At 41.7% G+C, this 22,390-nt stretch carries 22 protein-coding genes; 15 read left to right on the top strand and 7 right to left on the bottom strand.

Going from position 1 to position 22,390, the window contains the following annotated elements; all coding sequences use genetic code 11:
- Position 1: 1 nt before the first annotated feature.
- Positions 2 to 1,249 (bottom strand): NADP-dependent isocitrate dehydrogenase, encoded by a 1,248-nt coding sequence (gene icd, locus ABEB05_RS04415; RefSeq protein WP_265787870.1) that lies wholly within the window; start codon positions 1,247 to 1,249, stop codon positions 2 to 4.
- 125 nt (positions 1,250 to 1,374) lie between these two features.
- On the opposite strand from icd, the gene ABEB05_RS04410 reads away from it, so the two are divergent.
- From ABEB05_RS04410 to ABEB05_RS04395, 4 genes are all read left to right on the top strand, one after another.
- A complete protein-coding gene (locus ABEB05_RS04410) occupies positions 1,375 to 1,626 on the top strand; it encodes a hypothetical protein (RefSeq protein WP_265787868.1) in 252 nt (83 codons plus the stop codon).
- 91 nt (positions 1,627 to 1,717) lie between these two features.
- Positions 1,718 to 3,562, top strand: a complete 1,845-nt coding sequence (gene mutL / locus ABEB05_RS04405; RefSeq protein ID WP_265787866.1) for a DNA mismatch repair endonuclease MutL — start codon at positions 1,718 to 1,720, stop codon at positions 3,560 to 3,562.
- Positions 3,563 to 3,642: 80 nt separating this feature from the next.
- Positions 3,643 to 4,773, top strand: coding sequence for a tRNA-queuosine alpha-mannosyltransferase domain-containing protein (locus ABEB05_RS04400; RefSeq protein ID WP_265787865.1), 1,131 nt, complete (start codon positions 3,643 to 3,645; stop codon positions 4,771 to 4,773).
- Positions 4,774 to 4,877: 104 nt separating this feature from the next.
- Entirely contained in the window at positions 4,878 to 5,867 is a 990-nt protein-coding gene (locus tag ABEB05_RS04395; RefSeq protein WP_265787863.1) for an aldo/keto reductase, read from the top strand.
- Between the two features lie 59 nt (positions 5,868 to 5,926).
- Here ABEB05_RS04395 and ABEB05_RS04390 read toward each other — a convergent pair whose 3' ends face one another.
- Both ABEB05_RS04390 and lysS read right to left on the bottom strand, forming a co-directional pair.
- Positions 5,927 to 7,156: an ABC transporter permease gene (locus tag ABEB05_RS04390; RefSeq protein WP_265787861.1), complete on the bottom strand. Its 1,230-nt coding sequence runs from the start codon at positions 7,154 to 7,156 to the stop codon at positions 5,927 to 5,929.
- 11 nt (positions 7,157 to 7,167) lie between these two features.
- The gene (gene lysS / locus ABEB05_RS04385) at positions 7,168 to 8,700 is read right to left on the bottom strand and encodes a lysine--tRNA ligase (protein ID WP_265787859.1); all 1,533 of its coding nucleotides are present in this window, start codon (positions 8,698 to 8,700) and stop codon (positions 7,168 to 7,170) included.
- A gap of 180 nt (positions 8,701 to 8,880) precedes the next feature.
- Here lysS and ABEB05_RS04380 point away from each other — a divergent pair, with 180 nt between their 5' ends.
- The 7 genes from ABEB05_RS04380 (at position 8,881) to ABEB05_RS04350 (ending at position 13,209) form a co-directional block, all read left to right on the top strand.
- Positions 8,881 to 9,513 carry a 4'-phosphopantetheinyl transferase family protein gene (locus tag ABEB05_RS04380; protein WP_265787857.1) on the top strand — a complete coding sequence of 211 codons (633 nt, stop codon included), beginning with the start codon at positions 8,881 to 8,883 and terminating at the stop codon, positions 9,511 to 9,513.
- Between the two features lie 24 nt (positions 9,514 to 9,537).
- Positions 9,538 to 10,302 (top strand): AmmeMemoRadiSam system protein B, encoded by a 765-nt coding sequence (gene amrB / locus ABEB05_RS04375; protein WP_265787855.1) that lies wholly within the window; start codon positions 9,538 to 9,540, stop codon positions 10,300 to 10,302.
- A 9-nt stretch (positions 10,303 to 10,311) separates the two neighbouring features.
- On the top strand, positions 10,312 to 11,178 hold the full coding sequence (locus ABEB05_RS04370) for a Rossmann-like and DUF2520 domain-containing protein (protein WP_265787853.1): 867 nt from the start codon (positions 10,312 to 10,314) through the stop codon (positions 11,176 to 11,178).
- A 3-nt stretch (positions 11,179 to 11,181) separates the two neighbouring features.
- Positions 11,182 to 11,499 (top strand): MGMT family protein, encoded by a 318-nt coding sequence (locus ABEB05_RS04365; protein ID WP_265787851.1) that lies wholly within the window; start codon positions 11,182 to 11,184, stop codon positions 11,497 to 11,499.
- A gap of 6 nt (positions 11,500 to 11,505) precedes the next feature.
- Positions 11,506 to 12,033, top strand: coding sequence for a TlpA family protein disulfide reductase (locus ABEB05_RS04360; protein WP_265787849.1), 528 nt, complete (start codon positions 11,506 to 11,508; stop codon positions 12,031 to 12,033).
- A gap of 5 nt (positions 12,034 to 12,038) precedes the next feature.
- The gene (locus ABEB05_RS04355; RefSeq protein ID WP_265787848.1) at positions 12,039 to 12,665 is read left to right on the top strand and encodes a thioredoxin family protein; all 627 of its coding nucleotides are present in this window, start codon (positions 12,039 to 12,041) and stop codon (positions 12,663 to 12,665) included.
- Positions 12,666 to 12,819: 154 nt separating this feature from the next.
- The gene (locus ABEB05_RS04350; protein WP_265787846.1) at positions 12,820 to 13,209 is read left to right on the top strand and encodes a 6-pyruvoyl trahydropterin synthase family protein; all 390 of its coding nucleotides are present in this window, start codon (positions 12,820 to 12,822) and stop codon (positions 13,207 to 13,209) included.
- Positions 13,210 to 13,242: 33 nt separating this feature from the next.
- On the opposite strand, the gene ABEB05_RS04345 is transcribed toward ABEB05_RS04350, so the two are convergent.
- A complete protein-coding gene (locus ABEB05_RS04345; protein ID WP_265787844.1) occupies positions 13,243 to 13,974 on the bottom strand; it encodes an SIMPL domain-containing protein in 732 nt (243 codons plus the stop codon).
- Positions 13,975 to 14,224: 250 nt separating this feature from the next.
- Here ABEB05_RS04345 and ABEB05_RS04340 point away from each other — a divergent pair, with 250 nt between their 5' ends.
- Together ABEB05_RS04340 and ABEB05_RS04335 are read left to right on the top strand one after the other, a co-directional pair.
- Positions 14,225 to 14,875 carry a 7-carboxy-7-deazaguanine synthase QueE gene (locus ABEB05_RS04340; protein WP_265787842.1) on the top strand — a complete coding sequence of 217 codons (651 nt, stop codon included), beginning with the start codon at positions 14,225 to 14,227 and terminating at the stop codon, positions 14,873 to 14,875.
- Entirely contained in the window at positions 14,875 to 15,597 is a 723-nt protein-coding gene (locus ABEB05_RS04335) for an SDR family NAD(P)-dependent oxidoreductase (protein WP_265787840.1), read from the top strand. Before ABEB05_RS04340 ends, ABEB05_RS04335 begins: the two co-directional genes overlap by 1 nt.
- A 33-nt stretch (positions 15,598 to 15,630) precedes the next feature.
- On the opposite strand, the gene ABEB05_RS04330 is transcribed toward ABEB05_RS04335, so the two are convergent.
- Positions 15,631 to 16,521 carry a YihY/virulence factor BrkB family protein gene (locus tag ABEB05_RS04330; protein ID WP_265787838.1) on the bottom strand — a complete coding sequence of 297 codons (891 nt, stop codon included), beginning with the start codon at positions 16,519 to 16,521 and terminating at the stop codon, positions 15,631 to 15,633.
- Positions 16,522 to 16,762: 241 nt separating this feature from the next.
- Positions 16,763 to 17,842: a Gfo/Idh/MocA family protein gene (locus ABEB05_RS04325; RefSeq protein ID WP_265787836.1), complete on the bottom strand. Its 1,080-nt coding sequence runs from the start codon at positions 17,840 to 17,842 to the stop codon at positions 16,763 to 16,765.
- A gap of 393 nt (positions 17,843 to 18,235) precedes the next feature.
- On the opposite strand from ABEB05_RS04325, the gene ABEB05_RS04320 reads away from it, so the two are divergent.
- Positions 18,236 to 19,603, top strand: coding sequence for a Gfo/Idh/MocA family protein (locus ABEB05_RS04320; protein ID WP_265787834.1), 1,368 nt, complete (start codon positions 18,236 to 18,238; stop codon positions 19,601 to 19,603).
- 4 nt (positions 19,604 to 19,607) lie between these two features.
- Positions 19,608 to 20,351, top strand: a complete 744-nt coding sequence (locus ABEB05_RS04315) for a 3-keto-disaccharide hydrolase (RefSeq protein WP_265787833.1) — start codon at positions 19,608 to 19,610, stop codon at positions 20,349 to 20,351.
- Here ABEB05_RS04315 and ABEB05_RS04310 read toward each other — a convergent pair.
- Positions 20,348 to 22,333 carry an alpha-ketoacid dehydrogenase subunit alpha/beta gene (locus ABEB05_RS04310; protein WP_265787831.1) on the bottom strand — a complete coding sequence of 662 codons (1,986 nt, stop codon included), beginning with the start codon at positions 22,331 to 22,333 and terminating at the stop codon, positions 20,348 to 20,350. The genes ABEB05_RS04315 and ABEB05_RS04310 overlap by 4 nt on opposite strands.
- Positions 22,334 to 22,390: the final 57 nt, after the last annotated feature.

Raw genomic sequence — 22,390 nt, 5'->3', positions numbered from 1 at the left:
ATTACATATTCTCTACGATTTGGTCACCAAATTCAGAACACTTCAGAAGGGTTGCTCCTTCCATCAGGCGCTCAAAATCATAGGTTACCTTCTTCTGACTGATTGAAGCCTCTATTCCTTTCTCAATAAGGTCTGCTGCTTCGTTCCAGCCCATATACCGCAGCATAATAACTCCAGAGAGGATGAGAGATCCAGGATTTACTTTATCCTGACCGGTATACTTAGGCGCGGTACCGTGTGTCGCTTCAAAGACAGCAAGTCCGGTATTGTAGTTGATGTTCGCTCCGGGAGCAATTCCAATTCCTCCTACACAAGCAGCAAGAGCATCAGAAATATAATCGCCGTTGAGGTTCATTGTAGCGATAACGTCGTACTCATCGGGACGAGTTAAAATTTGCTGCAAGAAAGCATCTGCAATAACATCTTTAACAACCAGTCCATTAGGGAGCTTACACCAGGGACCTTCGCCAATAACTTCAGCGTTATACTCTTCACGCGCTACTTCGTAACCCCATTCTTTAAAGCTTCCCTCGGTAAACTTCATGATATTTCCTTTGTGTACCAGGGTAACACTGTCGCGACCAGTTTCAAGAGCATAATCAATGGCAGACCGAACGAGACGTTTTGTTCCTTCAATGGATATAGGTTTAATACCTAAAGAAGTGGTATCAGGAAAGCGGATTTGGTCAACACCCAATTCATCGATCAGGAAATTCTTGAGTTTTTCATTTTCCTCTGTTCCCGTTTGATATTCAATTCCTGCATAAATATCCTCGGTATTCTCCCGGAAAATGACCATATCTGTTTTTTCGGGATGCTTAACAGGGCTTGGAGTACCTTTGTAATATTTAACCGGACGCACACAGGCAAATAAATCCAGTTTTTGACGAATAGCTACATTCAAGGAGCGAATACCGCCACCAACAGGGGTTGTAAGCGGACCCTTAATAGCAATTTTATAGTCTTTAATAGCTTTAAGCGTATCTTCCGGCAGCCAATGACCTTCACCATAATACTTGAGGGCTTTTTCGCCGGCATAAATTTCGAACCATTCAATTTCTTTTTGGCCGTCATATGCTTTTTCGACAGCGCTATCTAAAACGTGGCGCATAGTAGGAGTGATATCAATTCCTATTCCATCACCTTCGATAAATGGAATAATAGGATTGTCACCTACTTTTAGAGAGCCATCGGATTTCTTTTCAACTTTGGTACCTTTTTCTGGAGCAGTTATTTTGTCGTAACTCATGGAATTTCTGCAATAGATTTTTGAATTTAATTTGCCTTTAAGTATAGCAAAAAAAACAGGCAGGTGCACAGGTTGAAAAAGAAGAAGTATGGGGACTGCATTTTATCCAATTTTCTGGTTATATTATGTTCATACTTAATGGAAACTTCTACCCTATATCATATGAGGAAGCAGCCATGATCAAGCCAATGTTCGGGCACCGGCCCCGGCCCAAAAAATTTGATTATCCTTTTCGGCATCATGACCCGGAGAAAGAGAAGAGCAGAAAGGAACGAATACAAATCCGACGTTCTCATAAAAAATATCATCAGGGACGCTCTGTGTTGATGTATGCGCTGGGTTTGTCGCTGGTTATTTATATTATGTATCTGCTTTAAATTTTACGAATTATCATAGAATCATATCTTTGGATCTTAGGCAGTCTGTCGTTAGAAGTACAATAGTAAACCCGAAAAATTAACCCGTACATTGACTCAGGAAACGGATTCCCAACATTCCATTATTCATCAGCTTCCTCCCGAGATTTCCAACAAGATTGCTGCTGGCGAAGTGATACAACGACCCAGCTCAGTGGTTAAAGAGTTACTGGATAATGCTATTGACGCCGGAGCGGACGAATTAAAAATCGTTATCCAAAATGCCGGACGAACGCTTATACAGGTGATCGACAACGGCTGCGGGATGGGAGAGGAGGATATACGGCTTTGTTTTGAACAGCATGCCACTTCCAAGATTCAGGATGTGGATGATCTTTTCCGCGTTCGCACACTTGGTTTTCGGGGAGAGGCTATGGCCTCAATCTCATCGGTTTCCCAGGTAACACTCAAAACCAAGCGTCCGGGTGATGATATTGGATATAAATATGAAATTTGGGGCGGCGAAGAGAAATCGTTTGAGCCCGCTGCTGTGGAGGATGGTACTTCGGTAGCTGTTCGTAATCTTTTTTATAATGTTCGAGCCCGCCGTCAGTTTTTAAAAACAGATGCTACGGAGTTTCGTCATATCCTGAAAACGGTTCAGCAAGCAGCATTGGCAAATCCCGATTTAGGTATAGAGCTTGTGGCTGATACAGATATAATCTATGATCTGCCCAAGGACCAGCTGTTAAAAGAGCGAATTGCCGATATGTTTGGCAAAAGCTACCGCGCCAGTCTTATAGAGTTTGAAGAGGAAACCAGCTACCTTACGGTTCGGGGTATTCTGGCTGATCCTAAACTGACAAAAAGGAGCCGTGGAGAGCAATTCCTGTTCGTCAATGGGCGACCAATTCAGCACCGGTGGCTGACATACGTTATATTGAGTATTTATGATACATGGACAGGTGACAAAGATTATCCTTTTTACGCTATTTTTCTGAGTATAGATCCTGCACAGGTAGATGTTAACGTTCATCCTGCCAAGGAAGAGGTTAAGTTTGAAGATGAACAAAGCGTAATAAAGCTGACTAAATCAGTAGTTAAGAAAACGCTGAACGAGCAGTTTCTAGTACCGGATGTCTCTCGTCCTGAATCGCGTCAATCGCATCGAAGTCGCAGTGGTAATTTCTCCACGGATTTTAATTTCGGAGGAAGTCAGTCGGGGGGAAGCGAAAAAAAGAAGCCGGTTAAGTTTCCGTCCCGTATAAATTTTGACCGGTCTAAATCCTCCAAAGGAGATCAAGATAAGTCCCAGCAGCTTTATAGTTTTGAACAACACAAAGGCAGTGACAAGGGGCAAAAAGATTTTACAGGACAAGAGCCCGAACAGATGGGCGACCGGGGGTTCTGGCAGCTGCATAACCGCTATATTCTCACACAGACCCGTTCAGGATTATGCCTGATTGATCAACATGCGGCCCATAAGCGCATTGTTTATGAGAAGGCGCTTAGCGCAACAGAAGAAGCGATTCCAAGTACCCAGCAGCTTCTTTTTGCACAGACTGTTGAGTTCTCTGCTTCTGAGTTTTCACTTTTGGAGGAAGTACATCCTATTTTACAGCGGATGGGCTTTAATGTCCAATTGCTCAGTGGAAACACCGCTATGATAAGCGGGGTCCCGGCTGATATCAATGTCGGGGACGAGCAATCGGTTTTGAAATCGATGCTGGAGCAATACCAGGAAATTAATGGGCAGTTTGAGTTTGATGCGCGTGAAAGTTTGGCAATAGCATTTGCAGCAAAAACAGCTATTCCTAAAGGAAAAAGACTTTCGGACATGGAAATGGAGAACCTGCTTGACCAGCTTTTCGCCTGTGATGAGCCATATAGTGATCCGTTGAATAAGCCAACCCTCGAATATATCCCTTTGGAAGATATAGAAGCACGTTTCCGATAATATTTCTGGCTCAATCCTATTACATTATGGCTATCTGTTTTCTACATCTGTCTTGAATTTCGATTATAATATTATTCTGAATGAATATCCTAGCAGTAGAACCTTTTTACAGCGGTTCGCACAAAGCCTTCTTAAAGGGATTAAAAAGTCACTCCCGTCATAATATCATTCCTGTAAATTTAAGCTACAAGGGACAAAAATGGCAGATGCACGGGAACTCGGTTAAACTGGCCGGCATGACCCAGGAGATCTCTGAAGATATTGATCTGTTGCTGGTTAGCAGCATGACAAACTTACCTGCTTTTTTATCATTGACGAATCCGCGGTTTGCTGATGTGCCAAAGATCATGTATATGCATGAAAACCAGTTTACTCAGCCAATACCTGAGGATGAAGAACGGGACCTGACCTACTGCTATCTTAATTATATCAGTATGCTCTCCGCTGATAAGCTTATTTTTTCATCAAACTTTCACCGTGATGATTTTCTGAAAGCACTGCCCGAGTTTTTAGAGTATTATCCCGATGACAAATACTATTATCCCGTGGATAAGATAGCGGAAAAAAGCATGGTGTTATATCCGGGACTTGATCTTCATCGGTTCAACACCCAGCCTGACCAGCGGGAATCAAACGAAAATCCGGTTATCGTGTGGAATCAGCGCTGGCAGTTCGATCGCAATCCCGCAATGTTTTTCCGGGTGCTTAATCGTCTTAATGATATTGATCTGACTTTTGATCTGATCCTGGCTGGAGATACCCAACATGAAAAGCCTGAAGAATTCGAGAAGGCATGGCAGCGATACGGCCAGCATATTACTCACTTTGGATATGTAGAAAATCGTGAAAATTACAGCAAGTTGCTCCATAGCGGTGATATTGTAGTATCCACGGCTACCTATGAGTTTTTCTGTGTGGCTATTATGGAAGCTATATACTGTGGTTGTCATCCTCTTTTGCCCAACAGGCTTCATTATCCGGAGCTCATTCCTGAAAGCCTCCATAAGCCTTTGCTTCACGCACCAGTACTCTATAATACTGAAGATGATCTCTTCCATTATTTAAAGGATTTATTGACTGGAGAAACCAATCCTTTGCCAAAGTCTTCTTTGCAAAATATTAATAAGCATCTGAACTGGCCCGAAAGGATTGAAGAATTTGATACTATGTTTGATGAATGCAGCCAGATGGAAATATCTCCGGCCCTTTAAAAGCTCTTAAAATGAGATTTTTCTTTCCACACTAATCCAATGGATAACCAGGCGTTTTTAATTATATTTTAGCCTCACTAATTACAATTACAAACTTTTGTTTTATGAATTACCGATCTTTTAAGGAAGCCTCAATTGCTGAAGTAGGACTTGGAACCTGGCAGCTGGGAAGCTCTGAATGGGGTGATGTAAGCGAAGAGGAAGCTTTCTCTATTTTACAATCCTATATCGATGAAGGAGGCAACTTTATTGACACTGCCGATATTTATGGAATGGGAGTAAGTGAACGGACGATCGGTACATTTTTAAACCAGCTGGATAGCGACCGGGAAATTTATGTAGCAACTAAGCTGGGAAGACGAGAGGATAATGATTACGGCTGGCCAAAGAATTTTACATATGAAGCGATGCGCGATCACGTAAAAAGTTCTCTCGAAAATTTGGGAGTTTCCCAGCTCTTTTTGGTCCAGCTCCACTGCATTCCAAAAGAACAGCTTCAAAAGGGAGATGTTTTTGATCACTTCCGTCGATTGGAAGACGAAGGACTTATCAAATATTGGGGAGCAAGCGTTGAAACAACGGAAGAAGCAAAGATCTGTCTGGAGCAAGAAGGATTGGCTTCGCTGCAAATTATTTTTAATCTCTTTCGCCAGCATCTGGCCGATGAATTTTTTGAAGAGGCATCCCAAAAGGATGTAGATCTGATTGTACGGGTACCATTGGCAAGTGGGGTACTGACAGGAAAATTTGATGAAAATACCACTTTCCCCGAGGGGGACCATAGAAATTTTAATGCTGATGGTGAGGCATTTAATGTAGGAGAAACATTTGCAGGTATTAAGTTCGAAAAGGCCGTTCAGTTTGCAAGAGAAATTGAAGATATTATGCCTGGGGGCGAGATGCCTCAGCTTGCCTTACGGTGGATTTTAGATCATCCTGAGGTAACAACAGTTATCCCTGGTGCGACCAAAAAGAAGCACATAAAAAGCAATACTGGTGCGTCTTCTCTTGAGCCTCTGTCCGGTGAGGTACATAAAAAGCTCCGTCGTTTATATGAAGATGAGATTCGTCCCAATATCCGTGGACGGTATTAGTTCCATCACGGATTAGGTAGTTAAAGTCGGTAACAGTTTATCAATAACTATTAACCAAATTACCTGCCGTAAGCGATAACCTTCAGTGGATCTGTTTTGGCAGCTATGCGTGCCGGGAGATAGGAAGAAAGGGCACAAAGCAAAAGGGTAACACCCGCGACAATAACAAAATCGAGTCCATGTGGTTCTACCGGAGCATAGGCCATGTAATAGTTTTCTTCTGAAAGAGGGATAAGCTGATAGGTAGATTGGAGCCAGGCAAATAAAAGAGATAAAGCAATACCGATAAGCAGCCCGGATATAGCTACAAAAAGGCCTTCCAACAAAAAGATATAGCGGATGCTTTTGTCGTTGGCTCCCATTGTCTTGAGGATGCCTATGTCTTTGGTTCGCTCCAGTACCATCATCAGAACTGTGCCGATAAGGTTAAAGGCCGCAACAATAATCATGACTCCGATAACAAAGGGGATGGTTTGCTCCTGTAAATCGATCCACGCAAAAATACTACTATGCTTTTCATAAATGCTTTCAGCAAAGTAAGGAAAGTCAAGGTCGCCACTTATTTGTTGTTTGAACTCAGGTATCTGCGTGTAATCTGTAAGGCGTATTTCTATCTGTGAGGCCTCATTTTTGGGAGTCCCGAAAAGCTCTTGTGCATGGGGACGGGCAACCAATGCAAAAGTCTCATCGAACTGTCCGATACCTGTCTGATAAATACCACTTAGTCTAAACTGCTTAATTTCTGGCGAACTCAGCGGTGAAGGAAGTCCTTCTACGGTATAAGTGGTAAGTTTAGAACCTATGTCTGCATTTAAGGTTTTCGCCAGCTTTGAGCCTATGACCATGCCGGGCAGACCAGTACTATCTTTGTCTAAGTTATATTTTCCGCGATGGATATACTCTCTGATGTCGGTGACATCGCCTTCCTGGTTGACCCCCTTCATTAAGATGCCTGTAACTTCCTCTGAGGATTGAATCATGGCTTGTCCGTGAATTACGGCTTGTGCCTGAGCAATTTCAGGATAATCTTCTAGCTTAGTGAGAAGAGTATCAGCCCGTAAGATTGGCTCGCCACTGCTGAATGTAGTAACAGTAAAATGAGGAGCAAAGCCTAAAACCTTGCTGTCTATTGATGACTTAAACCCGTGTACAATGGAAAGAGCAATAAGCAACCCTGCCGATCCTACGGCTACGCCCGTAATGGCCATAGCTTTAATAAACGATAAAAAGCTGGAGTCTTTACGTTTGCCTTGAAAGTAACGTTTGGCCAGGTACCACTCGAAATTCATGATGGTTGGTGTTACTTTTCCGGCTTCATCTGCGGAAAGAACAGCACGTCACGTATAGAATCGGAATCCGTCATAATCATAGCCAATCGATCGATACCGATACCGAGTCCCGCAGTGGGAGGCATACCGTATTCGAGTGCCTGCAGAAAATCCTCATCAATGGCCATCGCTTCTTCATCGCCTTCAGCACGCAGACGAGACTGCTCTTCGAACCGTTCACGTTGGTCAACCGGATCATTGAGTTCAGAAAAAGCATTGGCAATTTCTTTGCCATTGCAGATGCATTCAAAACGTTCAACCAATCCTTCTTTTTCGCGATGTTTCTTGGCAAGAGGACTCATTTCAATGGGATAATCCGTGATGAAAGTCGGTTGAATCAGGTTAGGTTCAATATATTCTCCGAATATTTCATCGATTATTTTTCCTTTTCCAAAGCTATCTTCTAGCTCAATATGAAGTTCCTTAGCTATTTCTTTTAATTCACTTAGGTCCTTGCCATATATGTCTTTACCGGTTTCATCTTCAATAGCTTCGAACATGGGTATGCGAGGCCAGGGGGCGGAGAAGTCAATCTCATTGTCCCCAACCTGAACGGTAGCAGAACCGTGTAGTGTCTTGGCCACATTTTCAATCATTTTTTCCACAAAATCCATCATCCAGTTGTAATCTTTGTAGGCTACATATAATTCGACCTGGGTGAATTCGGGATTGTGGAACCGAGAAAGTCCCTCATTACGGAAGTCTTTTGAAAATTCATATACGCCGTCATATCCTCCGACGATCAGCCTCTTGAGATATAACTCATTGGCGATACGGAGGTATAGTTTCATATCCAGCGCATTATGATGGGTTACAAATGGTTCTGCCGAGGCTCCACCATATATGGGTTGCAAAATGGGCGTTTCTACCTCCATATAGCCTTTGTCGTTCATGAAATTCCGCATGGCCTGTACCATTTCCGTTCGTTGCTGGAATACATCACGAACTTCAGGATTAACGATCAGATCCAGGTACCGTTGACGATACCGTTGTTCTTTATCCGAGAAAGCATCATACACCTTGGTTTCTCCGTCTTCCTCTACTTCCTTCGGAAGAGGAATAGGGCGGAGAGTTTTGCTTAAGAGCTGAAATTCTTTCGCATAAACCGTGGTTTCGCCAGTTCCGGTTTTAAATACGTGACCCTTGATTCCGACAATATCTCCGATGTCGGTTAAACGTTTAAATACTTCATTGTATTTTTCCTTGCCTACATCATTTTTACGGATGTAAACCTGAATCTGTCCTTCCGAATCCTGCAGGTTAAAAAAGGTTGATCCTCCCATGATTCGACGTGTCATTACACGTCCCGCTACAGAAACTGTTTCAACATCGTCCTCATCCTGATCATCTTCTTTTATTAATTCGGGATGATCAAGAATATATTTACTTTTGTGTGTTACCTCAAAGTCATAGGGATAAGGATTTTCCCCCATTTCCCGCAGCTCTTTTAGTTTTTCAAGACGTATTTCGTGTTGTTCACTTACTGAGGACTCAGTATTGCTCATGAGAATAAGATGAAATTTAATTCTGTTTAAAGAGGTATTGCTAAGTCGCTAAAAATAGGGAATTAGCCACAAAATTGTGAGTTTTTTCTTGTTATGGTTGAATAGTTTTATAATATCACAATTTTATCGATTTTAAGCTGTAAGAACGAAAAGGTGAGCCAGTAAACTTTCATTATTAGAATGTCAAATATATTTAATCGGGATCAAGTTCCTCTGCCTTTTGAAGCTATATTTGGTCTTGATGACATCGCTGAACCTTCCTCAAAGCAACTAAATAGGTTGCATTTGGAAGAACAGCAAGAATTGAATCAGTTAGAAAATGAAAGTCGGCGGAGGGAGTTTGTAAGCTCGCGGTTATTATTTAAAAAGTTGGCTCAAGAATGGGAATTGCCTGAGATGGAATTTCTTGTTTGGAAAAATGAATGGGGAAATCCTTTTGCTAAAACCCGTTTGGAGCAGTTTGAAGTTAGTATTGCGCATACAAATAAAAAAGTATTGTGCGGTCTTGCCAGGGAACATCCGATCGGAATTGATCTTGAACCCACAGATAGAAAGGTGGCCGATGGACTAAGAACAAGAATAATGCATCCCGAAGAAAAAGATGGAAAGGATACTGTTTCTACCATCCAGTTATGGACCATTAAAGAAGCCTATATTAAACTTCTGGGCAAAGGGCTACGGTTAAATATGAATGACGTTAAGGTCCTGAAAGATGGCGATTATTTTTTAGCAAAATTAGATAATGACAAACAAGCTAAAGTTTGTAGTTTTCAATTCGATAATAACTGGTTAGCCATTGCGTTTTATTCTTAATGAATTTGATCAGCTAAAATTTCTATGAACATTACCTCTTATTCCCGACAACAGATAGAAGAAGGAATCAATACTGCCCGAAAAAATTATGGAGAGCCTTCAGATGATGTTCGAATTTTATTTACTCCCCAAGTGATTAATGAAGATAATTTTAAAAGGGTATGCGATATATACAGTCGTGTGGACTTTTCGGCTTTTGATACGGTTGTGGTTATAGAATCGCATGATCAATCACTGGACAAGAAGCTCCCAATGGCTTCAAATGATTATTTTGAGACGCCCCTCGGTAAAGTACCGGTGAATGATTATATGCGTAATGAGTTTTGTGATGAGGATGATGATTTTTACATCCACGATGAGGCATTTGACAAGGATATTAGTCTGTTTCAACAACTGATGTTTATCCAAACACAAACGGAAGATATTTCTGCCGTTAGTGTACAGATTGCAGATACTAATCCGGCCATTGTGAAAGAAGTGGCTTATGTATTGGAGGAGGTGTTAGCTTCACGCAATGCTCTATTGGTTTTTTGTTGTGAACTTGAAAATATTCATAAGAAAGAATTTAGAAAGGTAGCCGAGATGGTATCACAAAACAATCACTCCGGTTTGCTGAACTATTTGAACAGTGGTGAATCAAAGATAAAAGGAACAACCTCTTTTATTGCTGGTATTATTGTGGCCAATAAATGGGGTGCCGATCTTACATTTCTTGAAAATATTTATGAGAATTATGAGGGTAGTTTGCTTACGGCCTATGCCGATCGCCAACAGGTGTTTTTTAGTTAATAGCCAGTCATGGAAAAACCAGACGTCACGATTATAGGATTAGGCGCACTTGGAACAACGCTGGTTCGGGCGCTTGTCGAAAAGGGAGTTGAAGTAAAAAGTGTTTATAATCGTACTTCTAAAACAGCTTATTCTGTAGCTCGCAAGTTGAATATAGACATTGCCGGAGGTTTTCCTTCCGGGATTAATGAGTTGGGAGAGATAGTATTTATTACAGTATCGGATGGAGCCATATCAGAAATAACGGCCAGACTAAAAAAACTTTCCGGCAATGTAGAGGATCACACTTTTGTTCATTGTTCGGGAAGTGAATCTGCAGAGCTGCTTTCCCCATTAAGAAAGGAGGGAGGGGCGGTGGCGTCTTTTCATCCTCTTCAGACCTTTACTTCCTCTTCTACAACAGACGATTTTAGCGATATCTTTTTTAGCCTACAGGGTGATGAGAAGTCTTTTGGTCTTCTAAGGAAGATAGCCAAGAGCCTTGGAGCTAAGGCTATGGAGGTAACTGCCAGTCAAAAATCGCATCTGCATGTTGCCGGCGTTATGGCTTCCAATTATCTTCATGCCTTGCTTCAATCGTCTGTTTCTTTAGCTGAAATAAGCGGTTTACCTGCTGAAGATATTAAGAGAGCATTACTTCCGCTTGTTCAAACATCATTGAATAATGCAAAACAGTCCTCTTTTGAAGCTGCATTATCCGGTCCTATAAAAAGAGGTGATATAACAACTGTTAAAAAACATTTGGATATTTTGAAGGATAACCCTGAACTCCTAGAAGTTTATAAGACCTTAGGGAATAGAACCGTGGATATGGTTAGGGATGCCGGACATCTTGGTCAGGATACTGCAATCAACCTGTCTAATTTGTTAAAATAATTTATGGATGATTATTATGAGCGCGTATACTCGGTAGTTGCTCAAATTCCGAGGGGTAGAGTTTCAACTTATGGAATTATTGCCCGTTATTTGGGGATTGCATCGGGTGCTCGAATGGTGGGATATGCGCTCAATAACGTTTCTGAAACGAATATTCCTGCACATCGTGTTGTTAATAGGTATGGCGAGCTAACGGGACGTGCTCATTTTCCGGATGATACGATGCGGGAACGTTTAAAGCAGGAAGGAGTTACATTTGTAGATGACTACCAGATTGATATAGAAAAACATTTGTGGGATCCTAATGAACAAAATATTTAGTATAGCATGATAAGAAATTCTGTAGCTTTTAAAAGTATATTGATGGTAGGATTTGTAATTTTTGCAACTGTTGTTGTTGGGATTGCCCAGACTACCACTTCAGATTCAGAACCTTTACTGAAGGATGTAGCGAGGGAGGAGTTACAGGAGATTATCAATTCTTACGAGGACGAAAAGGCCGTATTGATTAATGTATGGGCAACTTGGTGTGCGCCCTGCATTGAGGAATTTCCACATATCGTTGAACTGCAGCGCGAGTATCAGGATGAAGTCCAGGTTATATTTATTTCGGCTGATTTTCCGGACAATAGAGAACGTGCAATAAAATTCCTGAAAGAACAGGAGGTAGATTGGATGACCTATTTTAAAACGGGCAAAGATCAACCTTTTATCGAGGCATTATCTGAGAATTGGAGCGGGGCTTTACCTTTCACTAAGATTTTAGATAAAGATGGTCATGTGATTGCAAGTTGGGAACAGGGAGCAGAGTATGAGAAGTTCAAAACTAATATCAAAAAAGCACTAAACAACTGATTATCATGGATATAAATAAAACAGCTTATATACTTTCTATAGTACTTACTATTGGACTGCTGGCTTTTTTGCCGGTGGAAAATAATCCGGCTGAGCGATTGGAAATCGGAGCCAAAGCTCCACTTACGGATGTGGAGGTTACCGATGTATCCGGTGAAACACTTACCCTTGCAGAGGTTGCAGGAGAAAATGGATTATTGGTGAACTTCTCTTGTAATACCTGCCCATGGGTAAAGGCGTGGGAGGATCGTTATAATCCTATTGCTGAGCTTGCTGAAGGTAATGGTATTGGGGTTATCGCGCTGAATCCAAATGCGGCTATCCGTGATGAAGGAGAGTCAATGGAGGATATGAAGGAACGGGCTGAGTCAAGCAATTATCAGTTTTATTATGCATTGGATAAACAGGCTAAGTTGGCAGAGGCATTTGGTGCTACTCGTACTCCGGATATATTCTTATTCAACAGCGATATGGAATTGGTTTATACCGGGGCCATTGATGATAATGCAAAATCAGCAGAGGATGTTGAAAAGACTTTTTTGAAAAATGCTATTGAAAATTTGGTGGCAGGGAATGAAATTGATCCGAAGACTACCAAAGCATTGGGCTGTACCATAAAGTGGCCAGAGTAAAATATGATATTGGATTTGAGTCTAACATTACAACTGGCGTATTGTACAGGGCATGACTGATTCCTAATTCTCCTAATATTTCATTATTTTTAAGGGCTTGTCAGGATAACTGGCAAGCCTTTCTTTTTTTAATATTAGATAATCATAATCGTAAATGCCTACATGGACGCTACATACAACCTTTAAATTTGATGCTGCCCACCGAATTGAGGGATATGATGGTAAGTGCGGACGTCTGCATGGACACAGTTATAAAGTGCATATTTCCGCTGAATCCAATAAGCTCAATCCCTCAAAGTATTTGAATACGGATGATATGGTCTGTGATTTTAAAGAGTTGAAATGGGCGGCCAAAGGATCTGAAAAAGGGGGACTTGATCATTCAGTATTGAATGAAGAGATTCCGGTTAACCCCACAGCTGAGCGCATTGCAGAGTTTATTTATAAAGAGACGATGAGCCGCATTCCTGAGGGTATAACGCTTAAGGTCACGGTCTGGGAAACTGAGAATTGCTGGGTAGAATACACGGATGAAGGGGAATAAGCGATATTATTGCTGATTATTTTATCATGTAACTTATTCTGCCAGGTAATACTCAATCGTAGAAACTACGCGTACTGTTTTTCGAATTTGTTTTTCTTCCTGAAGCATGGGAGCTTTGTCACGCGCAAGTATCACAAAAACTCCCTGGTTGGCACTGCGAATACCATCTAACTCACTCCCTGAATCGCTTGCAAATTGTTCGGCCGATTGTCGTGCGTTTTTGGTAGCTTCAGCTATCATATCCGGTTTAAGCTCGGTGAGTCCGTTAAAAAGATAGGTGGGACCGCCGCCTGAATATTGGCTATTGAGAATAATCCCCGCTTCAACCAGCGTCCCGATATCTTGGCTGGCATCCTCGATCTTCGTGACGCTCTCTGATCGAACCATCAGCGTCTGTTCGAGTATAAAACGGTTTTCATAAGAACCCGACTGGTACGATTGGGCCGTGCGATCCGTTACTTCGAGGTTTTGTAATTCTATAGCCTCTTCTGCTATACCATGTGCTTCTAAAAAAGTTTGAATACGGTTTTGGTCCTGGCGTATTTTTTGTTGCACTGTATTCAGATTATTTCCGGCGGCTACGTATCGAATAGGCCACAAAGCCATATCAGCCATAACATCACGTTCAGAAACCCCTTTAACTGTCACATAACGATCGCCGCTTCTGGCTTCTATAAAGCCGTCCCCAATAAACCACCCGGCTAGGGCAATGCCAACGGCAACTAGCAAGGCAACGAGAATATTATTTTGATAGGAGGTACGCATTATGGTTAACTATATCTTAAATTTATAAGTATCTGATGAATAGTCATATTTACAAAGTAAATAGTTCTATAACTTCATTAATGATAGCCAGCATCTTTTTTAAAGACAACAAAAATATTGAAAATATATGAGTAAAAAGCAGGAAAGGATAATAGTATTGGAATGTATATTAATCTGCTTTAATAATTCTTATTATCTTTAATATTGGCTATTTTTAGAAGTATTGTGAATTCAATAAGAAATTTTCTACATGTTTAAGTCACAGGATCAACTGGAAACCATAATTGCTTCGGATAAGATGAAGAACGTTGAATATCCCCTGATGGAGGATTTCTACACTATCCAGGGAGAAGGAGCACATAGCGGTCGTCCGGCCTATTTTATTCGTACTGCAGGATGCGACATCAACTGCTGGTGGTGCGATGTACAGGAAAGTTGGGACGAAGAGGCACATCCCCGAGAATCGGTTGGTAATATTGTAAAGCGTGCGAAGGAAAGCGGGGCAGAATTTGCCGTCATTACAGGAGGCGAACCACTATTACACGATTTGGATCCTCTGACTTTTCAACTAAAACGGGCGGGAATTAAAACTCATATGGAAACCAGCGGTTCATCTCCGTTATCGGGTTACCTGGACTGGATAACACTTTCCCCCAAGCGTTTTAAAGAACCGATCGATGATATTTTTCCCTATGTGGATGAATTAAAGGTCGTTGTATTGACGAGCAAGGATCTGGAATGGGCTGAGAAAAATGCCGATAAATGCCCGGAGAATACCCAACTTCTGCTTCAACCGGAATGGGAAAAGGAGGGAGCAGTTGAGCTTATTATAGATTATGTTAAGGAAAATCCGGAGTGGGGAATCAGCTTGCAAACTCATAAATTTATGGGAGTCCGATAGTGACGGATCAGAAAACTCATTCTGTCGTAATTACGGGAGCAAGCCGGGGAATAGGACGACGGATTGCTATGGCTTTTGCAAGAGAGACAGACTTTGCACTTCTTCTTATTGCCCGTACGAAATCAGATCTGAAAGATACACAAACGCTCTGTCGCAAGATGGGAGATAATGATGTAGAAATCATAAAATGTGATGCCTCCAATCCTAAGGCAGTAAAAAAGATGAAGTTCCCCGATAACTTTCCTCAACCACAGTTTTTGATAAATAACGCTGGCTCTTTTCTGTTAAAACCTTTGGCAAAAACATCCCATGAAGAGCTTGTGGAGCAGATACAGTCGAACTTATATTCAGCTGTCAATATAACCAATTACTTTCTGGATAAGCTGAAGGAAAAATCTCATGCCCTAATTATTAATATATGCTCAGTAGGTGCCATAGAAGGTTTAAAGGACAGTGGAGCCTATTCGGCATCCAAGCATGCTCTCTTGGGATACACCCGTTCATTGCGGCAGGAATTAATGAATACCGAAGTAGGAGTGACTGCTGTAAATTTGGGTCAGACACAATCGACCTCATGGGAGGGATCCCTCATTGATCGCGACCTGCTTATTGATCCGGATGATGTGGCAAAAATTATCCTGAATCTTACCCAACTTTCCACCCGAACGATTGTTGAGGAAATTTTAGTAAAACCTCAGCATGGACGGGTACCCCCGATTTAAAGAATAAAATCGATCTTTTTTAAAGGCCGTAGATTATTCGATTTCTTTTATTTCGTATTGAACGGCATATTTTATGGATTCAAGATCATAATTGTTCTCTTCTGCATAAATTTTTATCAAGCAAATACCGTAATAAAGGAGAAAGGAAGCATAGAAAATAAATAACAAGACTAAAATAGTGGAGGCAGAAGATCCGTAAATGCTATTCAAATTTCCCATAGCAATGATCTTGCCCAAAATAAATTGTCCGATAAAAGCTAATACGGTAGTAATGAATGATCCTATCCAGACGGGTCGCCAGGGTAATTTCATGTCAGGTAAATACTTGTACACGATGGCCAGCCAGGTAGTAAATAAGGCCATTGAAAAAATCATATCCAGTATAAATACAATTGTGGAATGGATATTTATAAGGTAAAAAATATGATTTCCTGCAAAGTTGATGATGACATCGATAATAAAGCTGGCGAGTAATAACATTCCACCCACAAAAATGATGACTAAGAATAGTCCCCTGTTTTTTAAGAAAAAATGGAGACTAGGATCTTTTAATTTGACCTTAAGAATTTGATTAAATGAATTGTGAACAACATTAAACAATGTGGTTACTATAAAAACAAGAAAAATGAGTAATCCAGCAGTAGTAAAAAAGCCCTCCTGCATATTCTGAATATTAGCCAGTGTATCGGCTAAATAGTTTGCCGCTTCTCCCCCAAGGATTTCCTGCAAGGTATTAAAAATTTCCTCTTTCAATGGTTGTATCTGAATGGCAATGCCCAAAAACTCTAACAAAAGTACGATGATGGGGATCAGCGAAAACATCGCAAAAAAAGCGGTAGAAGAACTTAACCTTAGGGGATCATTTTTTTGTAGCTCTACCAATGCCTGTTTAAGCAGGCTACAAAACCATCTGGTTTTTCTCATCGTATTTCTAAATCAGAAAATTGGTACAATTTATATTGGTTGTACAAGAAATTAAAAACTTGATGCTACATTTAATGTTAACCTGACCGTAGATATAAGTGTTCCATATAGATCCTATTGTAGTAAATTAACAACATCTTCCTGTTAGGAAATAATTATTGATGATAGAAGGCTCATTTAGAGTCTATCTATAGAAAGGTAGTGTAACCATACAATAGGATGTTTTAAGAAGACAGATAATCTATAATTTTACTTTCTTCCCAGTCTTAACCGATTCGTCACATGCAAGAACTATTTGGAGTGTTTGCACTGCGGCCAGCATGTGATCATTCAGGTCAAGGTCTTCCCGGATCGCTTTGATAAAGTATTCTTGTTCGTAAAAACAAAGCTCATCGTGAGTTGGCTCATCAGGAGTCTCTATTACGATATCATCTTTAATAAGGTTCCCCTCGTCATTGGTATCCGAATAGTGCACCAGGAGCTTATTTATTTTGGTATGTTCTTCAATATCAGCCGATTTTCCACGATTTCCATCAAAGGTATTCTTCTGGACACTTATACTTCCATTGGGTCCAATGGCATCTTTAATAAAATAGGCTGATTCACTCATCATAGGTCCCCAGCCGGACTCGTACCATCCAACAGAACCATCCTTAAAGGTCACTTGCAGCTGACCATAGTTGTACATGTCAGAATCAATTTCTTCTGTCAGTCGCGCGCCAATAGCATGAACACTTACTGGAAGAGACTGTGTCATCTGGCACATCATATCTACATAATGTACGCCACAATCAACAATAGGGGACATTGAAGACATAAGATTTTTATGAACCTGCCATTGGGGACCCGTACTCTGCTGGTTTAGGTTCATACGCATAACAAGCGGTTTTCCTAGTTTCTGCCCCTGTTCCACAAATTGGATCCAGCCGGGATGATGGCGCAGAATATAGCCAACCAGTAATTTTTTATCAGCTTGTTGGGCAGCTTTTACCACCGCCTGTGCCTCATTAACAGTTTCCGCCAATGGTTTTTCCACAAAAACATGGGCTCCATGGCCTAAAGCCTGAATGGCATAGTCGGCGTGGGTAGACTGATAGGTATTGATAGAAACAGCATCAGGTTTTGTTTGTTCAAGAGCCTCCTCGTAGTTATCAAAAGTGGGCAGACCTCCCAGTTCATCGGAAAGTCGATTTCTGCTTTCAGGACCTCTACTAACTAAGCCGATAATTTGTACACCTTTCAGTCGGTCATAGGCCCGTGCATGGGAAGTACCCATGTTTCCACATCCAACTACTAAAATATTGATAACATCGTTGCTCATTACTAAAACGGTATTTTTGTATTAAAATTTGTGGTTGTTCACATTGAAAATACTTGTAAAAGCGGCTACCCCCAGACAAATGAGTGTATGAAATGGAAACGACATATTCCAAAAGAGCCATTCATCCTAATCTAAAAAAAATACGATGTGCTACATAATCTAATGGCAAATAAATAATGAAAAGAAAAGCTAAACTTTTGTTTATCAATGTTTGATAAATATTTATTTCTTCACTTCATTATTAATCATTGTTGAAGTTATGATTAAAAAGATATTAATTACAATTTCGGACTGTCTTCATTAGCAGTTTAACTGTTGTTACTAGCAAGGCTTTCTTACATTAAAGAATACAAACATTGTTAACCTATAGATATAGACTGGGATACTTAATTTATGGATAAGAAAAAGCAAAGTCGCCGTGAGTTTTTATCAACTGCAGCATGGAGTACAGTAGGAGCTTTTGGTGCAGCCGGACTTCTAACAAACTGTGCTACCTCAGATGCCGTTGCTGAGCTAAAGGAAGGCACTCCACTATCACTAAGGAATCAGGCGCCGGATGGAGAACCTCTTAAAGCAGGCTTAGTTGGCTGCGGTGGGCGAGGCAGTGGTGCCGCTGTAAACTTTCTGGATGCTGGTCCTAATCTTGAGATAGTTGCATTGGGAGATATATTTGAGGATCAGCTCCAAAAATGTCGTGAACTTTTAGGTAAAGCCCGTGATGTAGAGATACCCGATGAAAACTGTTATACCGGCTTCGATAATTACAAAGGAGTCATAGATTCTGATGTTGATGTGGTTATTTTCGCCACGCCTCCGCATTTTCGTCCTCAACATGTAGCCGCAGCCATTGATGCCGGAAAGCACGTATTTCAGGAGAAACCTGTAGCCGTTGATCCGGTTGGTGCCCGAGCAATGATGGAGACGACCGAAAAGGCAAAGGAGAAAAACCTGTGCATGGTTAGTGGAACCATTCGCCGATATCAGAAAGATTTTATCGAAACACAGCGGCGTGTTGCCGATGGCGCAATAGGAGACGTAATTGGTGCCAATATTTTGCGGAACGGAGGGGCTATTTGGTGGGTCGAGCGCCAGGATCAGTGGAGTGAAATGGAATACATGATTCGAAACTGGCAGAATTATACATGGCTCTCCGGCGATCATTTTGTGGAACAGTTTATCCATGAACTAGATGTTATGAACTGGCACATTGGAGAATTCCCTTCCAAGGCAGTTGGTTATGGGGGACGGGCTCAAGAAGTTTCGGGTAATAAGTTTGACCACTTTAGTGTGGCCTATGAATATGAAGATGGACGACGCGTTCATTGTGCTACCCGACAGATTAATGATTGTGACAATGATAAAGTACAGCATATAACCGGAACTAAAGGTTATGCCGATGCAACTGGTACATTATACAATCACCAGGGAGAAGTTATCTGGGAGTATCCGTATCCCGAAGATGACAATGAAGAATCCGATTGGTATGTAAATAACCCGTATGTTCAGGAACATATAGAGCTGGTGACAGCAATTCGCACCGGGAACTATATTAATGACTCGGAAATCCAGATTAATTCGACAAGAATGGCATTGATGGGCAGAATGGCCGCTTATACCGGTAAGGAAATTACCTGGGAGCAAGTGGTTAATTCCGATCTTAGGTTGGGCCCCGGAAAATATGAATTTGGTCCCGTTAGCGGAGTGCCGGAAAATCCACCTGTAGTAGGATCCGCACCTGCTCCTGTACAACGCTATTCCTGATATCATGGATCGACGCACTTTTGCAAGGCAGGCATTGTTGGGAGCCGCATTTTTTGGGAATCCACTGTCGCAAAGTTCAGATAAAGAGCATTCAGCTGGGGAGGAGGTGCTTTCTTTTAAACCACTTTTTAACGGAAAGGATTTAAGTGGATTTAAGGATGTGAATACCTCTGCCGACACGTGGTGGGTGGAAGAAGGAATTCTAAAGTGTACTGGGCAGCCCATTGGAGTGATGCGTACAGAAAAGATGTATCAGAATTTTATTCTTGATATAGAATGGCGTCATATGGAGCCCGGCGGAAATTCCGGAGTGTTTGTTTGGGCTGATGGTAAGCCTTACAAAGATCAGCCCTATCCTAAGGGTATGGAAGTGCAAATGCTGGATGTTCAGTGGGCCGAGATCAATGATCGTCCTATTGAATATGTACACGGTCATCTTTTCCCGGCAATGAATCTTGAGGGAACGATTCCTGATAATCCTTCTGAAATTGAGGGCCGAAGTTATGCCCTGGAGAACAGAGTGAACGGTACGGGAGAATGGAATCGATATATTGTTGTTTGTGTCGATGGTACGCTGAAGCTGGCCGTTAATGGCAAGTTTGTCAATGGAATACGTTCAACCAAACGCAAGAAAGGATACATTTGTCCCGAATCAGAAGGTTCGGAAGTGCATTTTAGAAAGATCGATATAATGGAGTTGCCCGGTGGAGTGATCTCAAAGGAACAAACGGCTCCCCTTGCTGATTAATAGGCCAGTAGCTCATCTAACTTCTCCTTTAAACGGGCATCCGCTAAATATTCCTTTTCTAACTTCGGACTGAATGGCACGGGTATATCCAGAGAAGAACAGCGCAAAACCGGGGCATCGAGCTGTTTAAAACAGTTTTCGGAGATGAGTGATGAGAGCTCGCTCATAGGTCCCAGTGTAGTGGAGGGTTCCTGTAGAAGCAATACTCTGTTCGTTTTTGAGACAGATTGCTTTATAGTTTTAAAGTCCAGTGGAGCCAGGCAACGAAGGTCTACAATTTCGAGTTCCAATCCTTTGGCAGTGTAATCTTCTGCTAATTCTTGTGCCCAATGGACTCCCATCCCATAGGTAATGATAGTGGCATCGGATCCCTTCCGGTAGATTTTTGCATTCCCTAGTTCCTCAGGTGTACATCGGTCGGGAGTAATATTTCGAATGCTCCGATAGAGTTTTTTATGTTCAAAAAAGAGTACCGGATTAGGATCAAATAGGGCGCTATAGAGCAGGTTTTGGGCATCTTCTACTGTAGAGGGAACCACTATTTTAAGTCCTGGATGTTGCATAAACCATCCTTCGGGTGATTGGGAATGATAAGGACCTGCGCCAACTCCTGCGCCGTGAGGTGCACGAATGGTTATATTGAGTGGAGGCATCCAGCGGTACTGACCCTTTGAAATATTATTGATTATTTGATTAAATCCACAGGAAATAAAATCAGCAAATTGCATCTCAATTACCGGCTTGAATCCTTCCAAAGCCAGTCCTACTGCAGCGCCCAGTGCTCCGGCTTCAATGATGGGGGTGTTTCGAACCCGCTCCTTTCCAAATTGATCTAAAAACCCTTCTGTTACCTTAAAAACTCCTCCGTACTCTGCAATATCCTGTCCCATAATGAGAAAGCGATCATCTTCATCAAAAGCTTGCTTCAGGGAAAATTGTATGGCATCCACAAAGCGTTTTTCGGAAGTAGATGTAACCGCTTTCGGGTATTGGGGAAGAACAGAGGGCGCAAATAGTCTTTGCTCTTCTTTTTGTCGGTCAAAAACAGGATCTTCGGCCTTAAGAGCCTTATCCAGATGAGGGAGAAATTGTTGATTCACTTCTTCCCGAATGGCTTCTAGTTCCTCCTCTCCTGAAATTAATCCTTCTGATTTGAGCCATTCTTCGAAACGATCGATGGGGTCTTTTTCTGCCCATTTTTCAAACTTTTCGTCGGGCACGTAGAAAGTGCCCGAAGCCTCCTCATGCCCCCGCATGCGAAAGGTATTGGCTTCAATAAGTACCGGATGGCCGTTCAAGGCATATTTTTTTGCTTTTGTTACTGCCTCAATAACTTCAAAAATATTATTGCCGTCTATCTTCATACCACCCAAACCGTAGCCCCGGGCCCGATCCACCAAATCTTCACAGGCATATTGCTCACTGGTAGGAGTGGAAAGGCCATAGCCATTGTTTTCTATTATAAAAATAACCGGAAGTTTCCACACACCGGCTAAATTGAGTGCTTCGTGGAATTCTCCCTCGCTGGTAGCTCCATCCCCACAGAAACTACAGGCAACAAAACGATCATCACGTAACTTTGAAGCGAGCGCCAATCCGTCTGCAACAGGCATAGTGGCCGCTAAATGTGATATCATGCCTACTATACGTTTTTCGGGTATTCCAAAATGAAAAGAACGGTCACGTCCGCCGGTATAGCCATCGGCTTTTCCCAGCCATTGGCAGAATAATTTATACAGGTCTACGCCCCGGGTAGTGAAAAGTCCCAGGTTCCGATGCATGGGTAATAGATAATCCTTATCATCGAGTGCGTATGTAGCGCCAACAGAGATGGCTTCCTGTCCCATACCGGAAAACCATTTGCTGATTTTATTTTGCCGCAGGAGGTTCAGCATTCGTTCTTCGATACGCCGTGGAAGCAATAATTGCTTGTAAAGTAAATGAGCTGACTCTTTGGTTATATCTTTTGTAGGACGGATCATTTATGGGGCGTAATATTCGATTTATATGAAACAGATTGCTAACATCTTGTAGTTGAT

It is taken from the genome of Fodinibius salicampi, assembly GCF_039545095.1.
GTDB lineage: Bacteria > Bacteroidota > Rhodothermia > Balneolales > Balneolaceae > Fodinibius > Fodinibius salicampi.
Note: the sequence above shows the minus strand (reverse complement) of the source record. Positions and strands in the feature narration are given on the sequence as shown.

Bases quoted from the DNA above. Each gene is read 5' to 3' on its own strand.
- ABEB05_RS04315 (WP_265787833.1), top strand. From the start codon at position 19,608: ATGGATCGACGCACTTTTGCAAGGCAGGCATTGTTGGGAGCCGCATTT.
- ABEB05_RS04340 (WP_265787842.1), top strand. From the start codon at position 14,225: ATGTTTAAGTCACAGGATCAACTGGAAACCATAATTGCTTCGGATAAG.
- ABEB05_RS04310 (WP_265787831.1), bottom strand. From the start codon at position 22,333: ATGATCCGTCCTACAAAAGATATAACCAAAGAGTCAGCTCATTTACTT.
- ABEB05_RS04365 (WP_265787851.1), top strand. From the start codon at position 11,182: ATGGATGATTATTATGAGCGCGTATACTCGGTAGTTGCTCAAATTCCG.
- ABEB05_RS04390 (WP_265787861.1), bottom strand. From the start codon at position 7,156: ATGAATTTCGAGTGGTACCTGGCCAAACGTTACTTTCAAGGCAAACGT.
- ABEB05_RS04330 (WP_265787838.1), bottom strand. From the start codon at position 16,521: ATGAGAAAAACCAGATGGTTTTGTAGCCTGCTTAAACAGGCATTGGTA.
- ABEB05_RS04350 (WP_265787846.1), top strand. From the start codon at position 12,820: ATGCCTACATGGACGCTACATACAACCTTTAAATTTGATGCTGCCCAC.
- ABEB05_RS04345 (WP_265787844.1), bottom strand. From the start codon at position 13,974: ATGCGTACCTCCTATCAAAATAATATTCTCGTTGCCTTGCTAGTTGCC.
- ABEB05_RS04325 (WP_265787836.1), bottom strand. From the start codon at position 17,842: ATGAGCAACGATGTTATCAATATTTTAGTAGTTGGATGTGGAAACATG.
- ABEB05_RS04370 (WP_265787853.1), top strand. From the start codon at position 10,312: ATGGAAAAACCAGACGTCACGATTATAGGATTAGGCGCACTTGGAACA.
- ABEB05_RS04395 (WP_265787863.1), top strand. From the start codon at position 4,878: ATGAATTACCGATCTTTTAAGGAAGCCTCAATTGCTGAAGTAGGACTT.
- ABEB05_RS04410 (WP_265787868.1), top strand. From the start codon at position 1,375: ATGTTCATACTTAATGGAAACTTCTACCCTATATCATATGAGGAAGCA.
- ABEB05_RS04355 (WP_265787848.1), top strand. From the start codon at position 12,039: ATGGATATAAATAAAACAGCTTATATACTTTCTATAGTACTTACTATT.
- amrB (WP_265787855.1), top strand. From the start codon at position 9,538: ATGAACATTACCTCTTATTCCCGACAACAGATAGAAGAAGGAATCAAT.
- ABEB05_RS04320 (WP_265787834.1), top strand. From the start codon at position 18,236: ATGGATAAGAAAAAGCAAAGTCGCCGTGAGTTTTTATCAACTGCAGCA.
- icd (WP_265787870.1), bottom strand. From the start codon at position 1,249: ATGAGTTACGACAAAATAACTGCTCCAGAAAAAGGTACCAAAGTTGAA.
- lysS (WP_265787859.1), bottom strand. From the start codon at position 8,700: ATGAGCAATACTGAGTCCTCAGTAAGTGAACAACACGAAATACGTCTT.
- ABEB05_RS04380 (WP_265787857.1), top strand. From the start codon at position 8,881: ATGTCAAATATATTTAATCGGGATCAAGTTCCTCTGCCTTTTGAAGCT.
- ABEB05_RS04360 (WP_265787849.1), top strand. From the start codon at position 11,506: ATGATAAGAAATTCTGTAGCTTTTAAAAGTATATTGATGGTAGGATTT.
- ABEB05_RS04400 (WP_265787865.1), top strand. From the start codon at position 3,643: ATGAATATCCTAGCAGTAGAACCTTTTTACAGCGGTTCGCACAAAGCC.